This is a genomic window from Synechococcus sp. 65AY6A5 (assembly GCF_002760415.1).
GTDB lineage: Bacteria > Cyanobacteriota > Cyanobacteriia > Thermostichales > Thermostichaceae > Thermostichus.
Genome location: NZ_AXUW01000001.1, coordinates 722,886 through 735,587 on the forward strand (window position 1 = coordinate 722,886; position 12,702 = coordinate 735,587).

Below are 12,702 nucleotides of genomic sequence, written 5' to 3' on the forward strand. Positions count from 1 at the left end.
CACTTATTTTATCCTAACAGGGGTTTTGGGCCGCCTTTTCCCCTCGCGCGGCAGGAACAGTTGATAAGCTAGGGATCCCGTTTCCTCAAGCCTAACGTTCTGCCCTTGTGACGGATCCCAACGCCATTCGTGTTACCTTTCTGGGCACCAGCTCCGGCATGCCCACCCGCCAGCGCAATGTCTCGGGCGTGGCGGTGCAGTTTCCGCAGCGGTCAGAATGGTGGCTGTTTGACTGTGGCGAGGGCACCCAACACCAACTGCTGCGGCTAGACGAGCTGCGCCCCAGCCAGTTGCGCCGCATTTTCATCACCCACATGCACGGGGATCACATCTACGGCCTGCCAGGGCTGTTGGCCTCCTGCGGCCTGGGCAGCACCCCCCAACACATCGACATCTATGGCCCCCCCGGCCTGGAAGAGTACCTGAAGACGGTGCTGCGCTACAGCGAGAGCCGAATTCCCTATTCCTTCCGGGTTCACACCGTCGAAACAGGGCTCATTCTTCAGGATCCCGAGTACTGGGTCTTCTGCGCCCCCCTGGATCACCGGGTGCCCGCCTTCGGCTACCGCGTGGTGGAGCAAGACCGGCCCGGCACCTTCGACGTGGCCAAAGCCCAGGCAGACGGGATCCCGCCCGGCCCTCTCTACGGGCAGCTCAAGGCCGGCCAATCCATCCTCTGGCAAGGCCGCTGGTTCCACGGGCGAGATTACGTAGGGGCTCCGATCCCAGGGCGCAAGTTCTCCTACTGCACCGACACCATCTTCTGCCGCAACGCCGTCGATCTCTCTCGCGCCGCCGATCTGGTCATCCACGAGGCCACCTACGCCGAAGCGGATCGGGAGCTAGCCGAGCGCGCCAAGCACTCCACCGCCGCCATGGCCGCGCGGGTGGCCGCCGAAGCCAAGGCCCAGACCCTCATCCTCACCCACTTCAGCCCCCGCTACACCTCAGAGGGCCCTATCACTTTGGAAGACCTGCTGGCCGAAGCCCGGGCCATTTTTCCCAACACCATCCTGGCCCGGGATCGGATGACCTACGAGATCCCGCGCCGCAGCCCCGCTCCCCTGCCGGTGGGAGTCTAGACCTGCCTTGCTAGCTAGAATGATAGGACCGACAGCCTCAACCTGCGATGACGGATCCCAGACCCTATCCCGAACGGCCCAAAACCGAGCAACTGGAGCAAAACGCCAGCGAGTGGCAGGCCTTCAGCGCCTTGCCCCCCGCCACCTCTCTGCCTCCTGTGCAAGCCGAGCGACCGGCTTCTCAAGCAGCCAGCGTCCCCCAGGCTGAGGAAACCCTGCCCAAACTGGCCCCCTGGGGCAAACGGATCGGAGCCTTTGCCCTGGATTTTGGGCTGGGGCTGGGGGTCTCCTACCTGGCGCAGGGCCTGGCTTCCCTGGTGGGAGCCGATGCGGGCGCCGTGGATATGACCGGCTACATCGCCTTTTTTGCCACCTGGTTGGTGAACCGCGGCTACTTCCAATCCCGCCCCGCCGGCCAAAGCCTCGGCAAATGGCTGCTGAACCTCAAAACCCTGGATCCCGAAACCGAGGCCTCACCCCATCTGGTGCGCTCCCTGGCCCGCGAAGGGGTGCTCTCGCTGTTTATCCTCACGGAAGCCCTGCTGGTGCCTTTGGCTGCCGATGGCCTGTTCGCCCTTTTCGATAAAGAAAAACGCCAGAGCATCCACGACCGCGCCGGACGCACCCTGGTGGTGGAATCGGAGCGAGGCTACCACCTGGATGAAAAAGCCCTGCGGCTGCTGCAGGAAATTCTGGAGGGAGAAGCCGCCGAGGACGTCAAGTCCGCTGCTCGCGACCTGTTGCGCAAAGCTCAGCGCAACGAAACTGTGCGCGATCTTTCCAGACAGATGCAGCGCCTGAGCAGGGACGTGGATCGGAACACCCGCGCCCTCCGCCAACAAACCGGCAGGCAAGTCAAAAACTGGGTTGATTCCGTCAAAGAAAAGTTGGATAATTGGTGATCGCGCTTGCGAGGTAGCCCATCTCCAACCTCGTTGGCTGGGGTTTTGGGGATCTCGAGCCGACTTTCACCTCCATCTTGGGATCCACTATGGCCAAAGCAAAGGGTGCCCGCATCATCATTACCCTGGAATGTACGGAGTGCCGCACCAACGTCAACAAACGTTCTCCGGGGGTAAACCGCTACACCACCACCAAAAATCGCCGTAACACCACGGCCCGCTTGGAGCTGAAGAAATTCTGCCCCAAGTGCAACCGCCACACCGTCCATAAAGAGATCAAATAGTTCAAGACGCTTTACCGTTCTCCTGACCTATGGTTTACGCTCGTCGCCGCCTGTCTCCCATCAAACCGGGAGAGCCGATCAAATACACCGATGTTGAGCTGCTCAAGAAATTTGTAACCGAGCGCGGCAAGATCCTGCCCCGCCGCATCACGGGGCTGACTGCCAAGCAGCAGCGGCAAGTCTCCAAAGCCATCAAACAAGCGCGCATCCTAGGCCTTCTCTACTTTGTCAACAAAGAAGGGTAAGTTGCTGTCTGCTTTCTCCGGATCCCGATGAGCCTGCAGCTTTCGCCGCAATTGCAAGCTCGAATGGCCCAGCCCCTTGAGATTGGGGGGGTAAAGGTTTTTAGTCGTGTCTTTCAGGCACCCCTGTCAGGCGTAACCGACAAAGTGTTTCGGGGGTTGGTACGCCGCTTTGCCCCGCAAAGCCTGGTCTACACCGAGATGGTGAACGCCACCGGGTTGCACTATGCCCGCGAGCTGCCCCGCATTATGGAAGTGGGTGAAGGAGAACAGCCCATCGGCATCCAGTTGTTCGACTGCCGGCCCCACTTTTTGGCCGAAGCGGCTCGCATGGCCGTGGATGAGGGGGCGACCTTGGTGGATATCAACATGGGCTGCCCAGTAAACAAGATTACCAGAAACGGCGGCGGCTCTGCCCTGCTGCGGGAGCCGGACACGGCAGCCCGGATTGTGGAAGCGGTGGCCAAGGCTGTACCTGTACCTGTTACAGTGAAAACTCGCCTGGGCTGGTCAGATCAGGAGATCAACATTCTGGATTTTGCCCATCGGCTGCAGGAGGCTGGAGCGCAACTGCTTACTTTGCATGGCCGCACACGCGCCCAGGGCTTTAGCGGCAAGGCTCGCTGGGATTGGATCCGCCGGGTCAAAGAGCACTTACGCATTCCGGTGATCGCCAACGGCGATATTTTCTCGACTGATGCAGCAGTAAAGTGTCTGGAGGAGACCGGAGCCGACGGGGTGATGTGCTCCCGCGGCACGATGGGCTACCCCTTCCTGGTGGGGCAAATCGATCACTTCCTGAAAACCGGCCAAGAAAGGCCGGCTCCTACCCCCCTGGATCGGATTCAAATGGCTTTAGAACACTTGCGGGGCCTCTGGGAGTATAAGGGAGAACGTGGCATCCGTCAGGCCCGCAAGCACATGACCTGGTACATCAAGGATTTTGCCGGCGCCTCTCAGTTTCGCGCCCTTCTCTGTCGCATCGAAACCTTGCAAGAAGGGGAAGCCCTTCTGCTTCAGGCCATGGAGCGCTGCCAAGAGGCCCCGCTGCAACCGGAAGAAGTAACTGAAGACTCAAACGAAGAGCAATTTGAAGAGACTACCTGAAATTGAGTGGGGGATCCTTTTACCCTGACGGCTGGGCGGTAGCCAATCGGTCTTTGACCGCCGTTTGCAAACGGTCGTTTTCATCTTGAAACAAGGCATCCACGCTTCTGGAGAAGCGACCCTGACTTGCTATGGGCAGTTGAGCATAAGCAAACTGCTCCGGCTGAGGCCGAAATGACAGTAACCATGCCAAACAGAAGCTCGCGGTCAGCAGCTTCAGCCGCACCTGAGCTCGATGCGAGCTTTTGGTCTGGCGGGCCTGGCCAGCCTCCCGCAGGCTGCCACGGTTTTCCCGAGCAGCCTGTGGAAAACCTGTGGAAATCCCCCGAAGGCCGCCCCCAGCCTTCATGGGATCCCCAGACCACATCTAGAGCAACGAACCACTAGATTAGAGCATCCCACACTGGTCGTACGTTAAGTTTTATAAATTTGTCAGGGAATAGCAACATTTTCATCCCCCTCAGCCTGTGGAAAACTTGTGGAAAACTTCAAAAATCTGTGGAAAACTTGTGGAAAAACCTCCCGAGTTATCCACAGAGTATTTATACCTTGTGGAAAGTTGGCCAAGTTATCCACAGTTTTTCCACAGGTGGGGAATACGATCAAAAGCTTGTGGCGCAAGGTTTTTCCGATCAATTTCCACAGTTTCCACAGCCCCTACTACTACTAGATTAAAAAATTAAATTGGGTAGGGATCGTGATTTTTAACTTTATCCTGCGCGCGCGAGGAAAATTTTTTGCAAAACTCGTCTGGGCAGGGAGGGATCCGTGGGAAGCAGGCGGTGTAGGATAGGCGTATTCAGCTCGCAAGTCCCCTGATGGTGCAAGCTCAACGTCCTGCGGATTGGGAAGTCGAAACCGGATCGCCCGCGTCTGCCCCGCGCGACGGCAGGTCTGGGGATCCCTTCCCCGTCAACAGGACAGAGTCCTTCGGCAAGGCTGTCGACCTACCTGCCGGTTGTCTTTGCTTCACCTGTGAGCAAGCTGAGCTCAGCCACCACCTTGCTGCAGTTAGCCGAGCCGTTGCCAGCCGTCCTGCCCTGCCAGTTTTGGCCAACGTGCTGGTAGAGGCAAGTGCAGAGGCACAGCGGGTTGCCCTGACGGCCTTTGACTTGAACTTGGGCATTCGCAGCGAGTTCGAGGCCGAGGTGAAGGGATCCGGTCGCACCACTCTGCCGGCCAAGCTGCTCAGCGACATCGTCAGCCGTTTGCCTAGCGGCCCGATCGGCCTCAGCCAAGTGCCGGAGAGCGCTGCCGTGACCCTTACATCGGCCGCCGGCCAGTACCAGCTACGCGGCATGCCTGCGGAAGAGTATCCCACCTTGCCCGAGATAGCGCCCCGTACTGCCGATGCCGATGCTGAGGAGGAGAGCTTAGCCGCCCAGATCCTTGAGCTGCCCATCGAGAGCCTGCTGCAAGGGATTGGCCAAACCCTCTTTGCCGCTTCCGGTGATGACACCAAGCAAGTGCTTACGGGTGTACATGTCAAGCTCTTGACCGGGGATCCGCCGCGGCTGGAGTTTGCGGCCACCGATGGACATCGCCTGGCGATAGTTCAGGTGGAGGCGGAAGGGATCCCAGTTGATTTGGCGGCTGGGGGGACGAAGCTGGATTTCACCATTCCCGCTCGGACTCTACGAGAGGTGGAGCGCATCCTCGGCGCCCAGACGGCCGCCTCCGCGGTGGAACTGCGGTTTGACCGGTCGCAGGTGCAATTTATTTTGCCCCCTGGCGCCGGCAGCGCTCAGTGCCAGCAGCGGATTACCAGCCGCCTTTTGGAGGGCCAGTACCCCGACTACAACCGCCTGATCCCCCGGCAATTTGAGCGGCATGTAACCCTGGAGCGTCGGCCTTTGATCGAGTCCTTGGAGCGAGTGGGGGTGTTTGCTGCCCAGCGGAACGACATCATCAAGTTCAACCTTTCTGAGGCAACCCAAACCCTACGCATCAGCACCGAGGCGCCCGATGTGGGCAGCGGCGAGGAATCTCTGCCGGTACAGATGTCCGGCCCTGACCTGGAGCTGGCTTTTAATGTGCGCTACCTGCTGGAGGCCCTTAAGGTGTTTCATACACAGCAGGTGAGCCTGGAGCTGAACGGCGCTACCCAGCCGGCCATCTGGAAGCCGATTGGAGCGACGCGCCTCTGCTATTTGGTCATGCCGGTTCAACTGCGGGCTACCTAGCCCACCCCAGCCTGACCCAAATCGAAGATTGGCCTCAGTTGCTCCCCTGACCTGTCCGGAGAGGAGAACAGGTGGCTGCCGATAGCAGCTCGAGCAAACCGGTGGGTAAACTCCTGCACCAAGTCCACCCGCCCTTGGCGCAAAACGGCCGGCTCCAGGCGCTCGGTCGTGTTGCAGGTCATTAACACCACCAACCTCTGCTCGCAGTCGAGATAATCAGGAGCGAGCACGCTTTGGTGAAGGGTGCCATCTAACAGGCTGAGGATGCGTTCGGTTTTGGTGCTCTGCTGGGCTACCTCGCTGGCTCGGTCTTGGGCGAGGTGATCGGCTTCGTTGATGATCAGGCAGACCCCCTCCAGGTAGGGGGGCGCGATGAACTCCTGCACGGCTTCGTGATCCAAGATGAGCACCGCATAGCGCAGGGGCCCCAGCAGCTCGTGGGTCACTGCCTGCGTCCATCCCGTTTTGCCCGTACCCGGGATCCCGTGCACCAAGACCGCCAATCGCTCCTGCTGTAGAAGCTGCAAAGGCCTGAATTTCGGTGGGAAAAGAACTGATTGGATAGGGGCTGTGGATTTGCCCGATCCGGCTTTGGTAGCCGCTCACCATCACTGCCAGATTGTAAGTAACCTTGCGAACAAGGGCCTGAGAGCCACGCCCAGCAGGGTGTAGCGGCGGCAGTTGTGATAGGTGGCCTGAACTTGTAGCCAAATCTGCGGCTCCGGTCAGAAGGCATAGGTGGTGCCCAGGCTGCTGATTTCCTCCCAACTGCTGAACCGCTCGACTGGATGGTAGAAGTAGCGCTCCATATGGAATTGCGCCAACTGCACCAGTCGCCCCAGATGCGCTAAAACTCTGAGAACGGTCATTTCCGGCAGGCGCCTTAAAACGTCATCGATGGGAACTTGATCCCGGCTCACCTGCTGCTGAATCGGCGTCTGCGTGGAGAGCTGATCATGAAATACTGTATGGTCGGGGCTGGGCAGAGGTGGAGTGACGCTATTCCAAAACCCTTCGATCTTGTAACAGGTATTCTCTGAAAGTTGAGAAGCGCGCTGTACTCTCTACGTCCTACCGCATTGGCAATATCGCTGCACACATCTCCAAAAATTTTTCGGCCAACGCCCAGGGATCCCGCACAGGAATACTCGGCATCGAAATGGCGGTACAGGGGTTTCCACCCGGATTGCAGTAGGTTGTGCCGGTAGCTGGGGTAATAGTCTTCGTAATCGTTATCCAGGCAGGGTTAGGGTCTGAGAAGAGGGGAAGCCAATAGGGGGTGCTAGGGCGTGGACGACTGAAAGAGCTGGGCTGTTGACGATTGCAGGGAATCCAAACGGCATGAGTCAAGAGTGTTCTGGGTGTGGTCAGGTGGTTCCCAAAAAACTCCACGAAAGGTGGCACGATTGCCCCTACTGCGGGCTAAGCCTGTCACGGGATCACAACTTGGCGAGGGGAATCAAATCCAGAGCGGTGGGGCATCCCGTTCTTAAAGCTCAGGAAACGCCCGCTGCGATAGCAGGGATCCCTGTTCGCGAAGCGTGGCGTAAGCCATGAAGCCCGCCCTCTACCCGTTCGCGTCAGCGGCGCGGAGCGCTTCAGGGTGAGGAACGGGAGTATGGGCTTCCAAATCGTTGCTGTGGGCTGTGGAGCCCGAATGGCCGCTGAGAGCGGCTTTGGCGTTGCGGCGCAGCCGGTGGGCCTTGAGGCGGCGCAGGGCAGAGGCGGGAAACCTGCGGTCGAACTCCTCGTCGCCAATCCGCGCCAGTTCTTGGAGATCGGGGGCAACATTCCAAGGGTAAGGCTGAAAATCGGGGATCCGGCTGGGCCGGGCAAAGCGCTGGTTCCAAGGGCAGACCTCTTGGCAGATGTCGCAGCCGGCCACCCAGTTGTGTAGGTTCTGGGCGATCTCGGCAGGGATCTGCTCGGCGTGGCTTTCCAAGGTGTGGTAGGCAATGCAGCGGCGGGAATCCACCACCCCTGGGCTGACGATGGCCTGGGTGGGGCAGGCCTCCAGACAGCGGCTACAGGTGCCACAGTGGGCGGTGTGGGGCCGGTCGGGGATCAACGGGAGAGTGGTCAGGATTACCCCCAGAAATACCCAGGAGCCGTATTCGCGGGTAAGCAAGAGGCCGTTTTTTCCGATCCAGCCCAAGCCCGCCTGCATGGCCCAGGGCTTTTCCGCCACTGGGCCGGTATCGACGTAGAATCGACCGCGGTAGTCCGGAAACTGGGCCTGCATCCAGAGGTGGAGCTGCTTCAGCCGCCGTCCCAACACGCGGTGGTAGTCCCGCCCCCACGCGTAGCGGGAGATCTTGCCTTTAGCTGGATCCCGGCTGTGGCAGGTGGGGGTGTAGTAGTTGAGGGCCACACAGACCAGAGATTGTACTCCCGGCAGCACCCGCTCTGGATCCATTCGCCGGGGATCGGCCATCCAGGCCATGTCGGCGGCCATGCCCGCGGCCAGCCAGGCCCGCAAGCTCGTCAAGTCAGGGGGATCCGCCGCGCTGGCAATGCCGACTTTGTCAAAGCCCAGCGCCAGCGCCTGCCGCTTCACCTGCTCGGTGGCTCTGGCCCAATCGGCTGCTGCTCCCACGGTCGGCCCCGACAATTCTAGGGCTATTCTGGCAGACCCATCACCTGGCGGTAGCGGGCCTCCAGTTGTGCTGCCTGCTGCGAGCGACGGAAGGGATCCCAGGTGCTGTGAGCGAACAGCTCCTGCCGCAGCTTGGCCACATCCACCGTCGTTACCTCGCCGTTGGCCACCACCCGCTTCCCCCTGACCCAGACGCTGTGCACCACCTGGGTGGGCCGGCCCAGCACCAGTAGACCAATGGGATCCGTGCGGGGCAACAGCGATAGTTGGGTGAGGTCGTAAAGCACCAGATCCGCCTGCTTGCCCACCTCCAGGGATCCCAGCTCCTCTCCCAGCCCTAGACCAATGGCCCCACCGCGAGAGGCCATCTCGATGCTCTCCCGCGGCGAGATCCAGTGGCGGTAGTCGGGATCCGTAATGTTGTGCAGGATGGTGCCGATTTTAATGGCCTCCAGGAGATCCTGGGAGTCATTGCTGGCTGACCCATCGCAGCCGAAGGCCACGTTCACCCCCGCCTGCCGGTACTTGAGGATGGGGGCGATGCCGCTGCCCAGGCGCAGGTTACTCAAGGGGTTGTGGACAACCGTAGAGCCGGTGCGGGCCAAGATCTCGATATCGGCATCGGTAAGCCAGACGCAGTGGGCCAGCGAGGTTCTCCGGTCTAGGTAGCCCAAGCGCTCCAGGTGCTCGACTGCGCTGCAGCCGTACTTTTCCTGGGCCAATCTCTGCTGGGCGCGGGTTTCCAGCAGGTGGGCATGGCGGGGGAGGCCATACTTCTGGCTCAACTCCGCGCAGCCCTCAAACAGCTTGTCAGAACAGAGTTGGATGCCGGTGGGGGCCACCATCAGCGTGATGCCCTCCTCTGGCCGGTGAAAGCGCTGCACTGCCTCTTCCACAATGGCCAACACCTCCGCTGTGGAGAGAGGATAGGTTTCCAGCTCCCGATCCGAAAAGGAGCCGCTGGGCAACCCCTGAGAGAGGGCTTGATCCTGGAGCAGGGGGCCGATGAAAGCGCGGATCCCGACTTCTCGGTAGGCCCGCACCGCCGCCTCGAGGGTGGCCAGCTCCTGGCCAGGGATGAGGATTAGGTGATCCACTACGGTCGTGCCGCCACTGAGCAAGGTTTCCACCGCTGTCGCCAGGGCGCTGAGATAAATCTTTTCTGGATCCGGGGGCGCGTACTCGTGCAGTTGTGCCAGCCACAGCTCCAGCGGGTAGGGCGGGATGATCCCTCTTTGCCACAGCTCCGAAGAGTGGGTGTGAGCGTTGACAAAGCCGGGCAACAAAAGCTTGTTGTGGGCATCGAGCTCTACGCCATCTGGGCCCACTGCCGCCAGCTCTTTGCCGATGGCAGCGATCCGCTCCCCTTCAATGCGGACATCTGTAGTCTCGTAGCCGGTGGCGGTGGGAATCAGCACATTGCGCAAAAGGTAGCTCATGGCCAGCAATCAAAAGAGCTGTTCTTCAGTTCACACTTTGCCGTGCCAAGGCAAAAAGGGAGGAAAGCCCCAAATACCCTCCCAGGACGCTTCCCGTGAGGAAGTCACCACCTAGCCAGCCCCCCTCAGGGTGGAGAGGCCCACCGAGTAGGCTGCTTCCACCAATCGGGGTGAATTCAGGGATCCATCCGCAGCGTGGAATGGGCTTATTTCTTCTTCTTGGTGGAGCCCTTTTTGGAGGGCTTGCCCTCAGCAGCAGGCGCTGGCTCTGCGTCAGCAGATTCTGCGACGACGGGTTCTGGGGCAACGGACTCTGCTGGAGGTTCGGCAGCAGGTTGGTCAGCCACAGGTTCTGCGGGAGGAGCGGCTGCAACTTCTGCCACTTGCGCTGGCTGTGCTGGCTTGAGACCGGCCTGAGCGGCCACCTCAGCGGCAAAATCCGCTTCTTGTTTCTCGATCCCTTCTCCCAAGACGAAGCGGGCAAACCGCCGCACCCGGATGTTTTCCCCTAGCTTGGCAATGTGCTGCTTCACCAATTCCTCTACGGTAATCGAGGAATCTTTAATAAAGGGCTGATCCATCAAGGACAGCTCTTTCAGGCGCTTCTCGATGCGGCCCTGCACGATCTTTTCCCGCACGTTTTCAGGCTTGCTGGCCAGATCCTCTTTGCCCATCTCGATGGCCCTTTCCCGCTCCACCACTTCGGGAGGGATCTGGTCAATGCTGACGTACTCCACGCTTTGGCAGGCGGCAATCTGCTTGGCAATATCTTGCACCAGCTTCTTAAAGTCTTCGTTGCGGGCCACAAAATCCGTCTCGCAGTTCACCTCCACCAACACACCGATCCGGTTGCCGAAGTGGATGTAGCTATCGACAACCCCCTCAGCCGCCACGCGACTGGCCTTTTTGGCTGCCCCTGCCAACCCTTTCTGCCGCAGCCAGGTGATGGCTTTCTCCATATCGCCACCGGACTCTTCCAGGGCTTTTTTACAGTCCATCATGCCTGCGCCCGTCTTTTCGCGCAGCTCTTTGACCAATTTGGCATCAATACTCATGAGGGTTCCTCAAATCTCACATCGTACAAAGAGGCAGAAAGGATGTGACCGGATGCAGAGGATAGGCAGGAGCAGAACAAAGGATGAATCTGGATTTTAAGGATACAGGCTTCTGGAGAAAGGATGGACAGGGAGCAACTCGAACCACCCAGGATCCCCACCCTCGGCCCAAGGGTTACTCTCCCTGCTCGGGATCCCCCTCCTCTTCATCCTCCACATCTTCCAGAATGTCATCCTCTAGATCCATGTCCATGGCCCCCTCGTAGTCGTACTCATCCTCTTCGACTGTGTCGAGCTGCCCATGTCGCCCTTCGTAGATGGCATCGGCCAGCTTGCCTACAATCAGCTTAATCGCTCGGATGGCGTCGTCGTTAGAGGGGATGAAGACATCGCTCAGGTCAGGATCGCAGTTGGTATCCAGCAGCGAGATGATCGGAATCTTGAGCTTGATACATTCCTGAACGGCGTTGGCCTCCCGCCGCTGATCGACGATGATTACCGCGTCGGGGAGCTTGCGCATAGTTTTGATGCCGCCCAAGTACTTCTCCAACTTGGCCAATTCCCGTTTTAGGCGGGCCGCTTCTTGCTTAGGCAGGCGATCCAGCAGGCCGCTGCTCTGCATCTCCTCGATTTCCTTGAGGCGGTCGATGCGGGTTTTGATGGTGGCCCAGTTGGTGAGCATGCCCCCCAGCCAGCGCTGGTTGACGTAGTAGCTGCCACAGCGAGTGGCCTCATGGGCGATGATCCCGGCGGCTTGCCGTTTGGTGCCGACAAACAGGAAACGCCACCCCTTTTCGGCCCCCTCCCGCACGTATTCATAGGCTTCGTTGAGGTAACGGGCCGTCTGCACCAGGTCGATGATGTGAATGCCGTTGCGCTCGGCGAAAATGTAGGGCCGCATCTTGGGGTTCCAGCGGCTGGCCTTGTGGCCGAAGTGTACCCCTGCCTCCAGCAGTTGAGGCAAACTGACTACGCTCATGAGTTGGTTATCTCCTACGGGTTAGCCTCCGCCCGAACGGATCCCCGTTGAGGACACCCGGTAGTTCGGGCGTGTGGTATTTTGACAGCTCAGCTATGCTAGCATGTGTTCTACAGGATCCGGTAACCAAGGCCTTGCACTTGCCGGGATCCGGTTCTAGAAGCTAAACTGGTAAAGCACCTCCAGAGATTTTCTCTGGCTTAGGTGCGTCGGGGCGTAGCGCAGCTTGGTAGCGCACCACTTTGGGGTAGTGGGGGTCGAAGGTTCAAATCCTTTCGCTCCGACTGGAATTAGAGAGAGCCCCTTTCTAATGGCAGGGTCAAGCCATTCTTTTGGAGATTGCGGTAAACTACCCCGCGGCTGAAGCTAGGGGCTCTGAGGGCTCCGTCCCGCTGGCGCGAGCAGGGAAACTGCTCTTGGAAAGAAAGCTGCATTGGCGCTAGTGGTGCGGGGCCTCCTAGGTGGCTTCCATCAAAACCTCCGAGGTACTCCCGCCACAGCGCAGCTTGGCGGGATGGGGGATAGGCGGTGAGACGAAGGGGTCCAATGCCCCTGAGTCTCACAATCTGGGCGTTGCCTGCTGCTCGACATACTTCTTCAACTCCTCAACGGTGACCCCACCACAAGAGGCAACAAAATAGGCCCCTGTCCAAAATACAGGCTTGCTGTAGAACCGTGCCACCTCTGTGACGAACTCTTTACGAATCAACCGGCTGGAGACTGTTTTCAGGTTGTTCACCAGCTTTGAGACCTGGACATCCGGCGGAAAACTCACCAACAGATGCACATAATCCGCCTCACCGTTGAACTCCACCAAGGAACAGCGCCACTTT

13 protein-coding genes, 1 tRNA gene and 1 pseudogene are annotated in these 12,702 nt (G+C 59.5%); 8 read left to right on the plus strand and 7 right to left on the minus strand.

Annotated features, from left to right (window positions below):
• Positions 1–125: 125 nt before the first annotated feature.
• From rnz to dnaN, 6 genes are all read left to right on the plus strand, one after another.
• Positions 126–1,082, plus strand: a complete 957-nt coding sequence (gene rnz, locus SYN65AY6A5_RS03310) for a ribonuclease Z (protein WP_041439069.1) — start codon at positions 126–128, stop codon at positions 1,080–1,082.
• Between the two features lie 47 nt (positions 1,083–1,129).
• A complete protein-coding gene (locus tag SYN65AY6A5_RS03315; protein ID WP_228375219.1) occupies positions 1,130–1,984 on the plus strand; it encodes an RDD family protein in 855 nt (284 codons plus the stop codon).
• Positions 1,985–2,073: 89 nt separating this feature from the next.
• Positions 2,074–2,268, plus strand: a complete 195-nt coding sequence (gene rpmG / locus SYN65AY6A5_RS03320; RefSeq protein WP_011430486.1) for a 50S ribosomal protein L33 — start codon at positions 2,074–2,076, stop codon at positions 2,266–2,268.
• 29 nt (positions 2,269–2,297) lie between these two features.
• A complete protein-coding gene (rpsR, locus tag SYN65AY6A5_RS03325) occupies positions 2,298–2,513 on the plus strand; it encodes a 30S ribosomal protein S18 (protein WP_011430485.1) in 216 nt (71 codons plus the stop codon).
• A gap of 27 nt (positions 2,514–2,540) precedes the next feature.
• Positions 2,541–3,617 carry a tRNA dihydrouridine synthase DusB gene (dusB, locus tag SYN65AY6A5_RS03330; protein ID WP_240530973.1) on the plus strand — a complete coding sequence of 359 codons (1,077 nt, stop codon included), beginning with the start codon at positions 2,541–2,543 and terminating at the stop codon, positions 3,615–3,617.
• 818 nt (positions 3,618–4,435) lie between these two features.
• Positions 4,436–5,800, plus strand: a complete 1,365-nt coding sequence (gene dnaN / locus SYN65AY6A5_RS03340) for a DNA polymerase III subunit beta (RefSeq protein WP_099835900.1) — start codon at positions 4,436–4,438, stop codon at positions 5,798–5,800.
• Here the strand turns inward: dnaN and SYN65AY6A5_RS03345 are convergent.
• Both SYN65AY6A5_RS03345 and SYN65AY6A5_RS03350 read right to left on the minus strand, forming a co-directional pair.
• Entirely contained in the window at positions 5,797–6,303 is a 507-nt protein-coding gene (locus SYN65AY6A5_RS03345) for an AAA family ATPase (RefSeq protein ID WP_168174235.1), read from the minus strand. The two genes, dnaN and SYN65AY6A5_RS03345, sit on opposite strands and share 4 nt — an antisense overlap.
• Positions 6,304–6,525: 222 nt before the next feature.
• Positions 6,526–6,720, minus strand: coding sequence for a hypothetical protein (locus SYN65AY6A5_RS03350; RefSeq protein WP_099883911.1), 195 nt, complete (start codon positions 6,718–6,720; stop codon positions 6,526–6,528).
• Between the two features lie 421 nt (positions 6,721–7,141).
• Here SYN65AY6A5_RS03350 and SYN65AY6A5_RS03355 point away from each other — a divergent pair, with 421 nt between their 5' ends.
• Positions 7,142–7,357, plus strand: a complete 216-nt coding sequence (locus tag SYN65AY6A5_RS03355; protein WP_240527361.1) for a transposase — start codon at positions 7,142–7,144, stop codon at positions 7,355–7,357.
• Between the two features lie 10 nt (positions 7,358–7,367).
• Here SYN65AY6A5_RS03355 and queG read toward each other — a convergent pair whose 3' ends face one another.
• The 4 genes and pseudogenes from queG to rpsB form a co-directional block, all read right to left on the minus strand.
• Complete coding sequence (gene queG, locus SYN65AY6A5_RS03360; protein WP_276307393.1) at positions 7,368–8,411, minus strand: tRNA epoxyqueuosine(34) reductase QueG; 1,044 nt, start codon at positions 8,409–8,411, stop codon at positions 7,368–7,370.
• Between the two features lie 8 nt (positions 8,412–8,419).
• On the minus strand, positions 8,420–9,835 hold the full coding sequence (locus SYN65AY6A5_RS03365) for an amidohydrolase (RefSeq protein WP_099813171.1): 1,416 nt from the start codon (positions 9,833–9,835) through the stop codon (positions 8,420–8,422).
• Positions 9,836–10,245: 410 nt separating this feature from the next.
• Positions 10,246–10,890 (minus strand): annotated as a pseudogene (gene tsf / locus SYN65AY6A5_RS03370) (translation elongation factor Ts); the annotation flags it as partial.
• Positions 10,891–11,065: 175 nt separating this feature from the next.
• Positions 11,066–11,869, minus strand: coding sequence for a 30S ribosomal protein S2 (gene rpsB, locus SYN65AY6A5_RS03375; RefSeq protein ID WP_011430474.1), 804 nt, complete (start codon positions 11,867–11,869; stop codon positions 11,066–11,068).
• Between the two features lie 210 nt (positions 11,870–12,079).
• On the opposite strand from rpsB, the gene SYN65AY6A5_RS03380 reads away from it, so the two are divergent.
• Positions 12,080–12,153 (plus strand) — tRNA-Pro (locus SYN65AY6A5_RS03380).
• A gap of 275 nt (positions 12,154–12,428) precedes the next feature.
• On the opposite strand, the gene tnpA is transcribed toward SYN65AY6A5_RS03380, so the two are convergent.
• The coding region (tnpA, locus tag SYN65AY6A5_RS03385; RefSeq protein ID WP_143597132.1) for an IS200/IS605 family transposase at positions 12,429–12,702 on the minus strand (274 nt) is incomplete at its 5' end.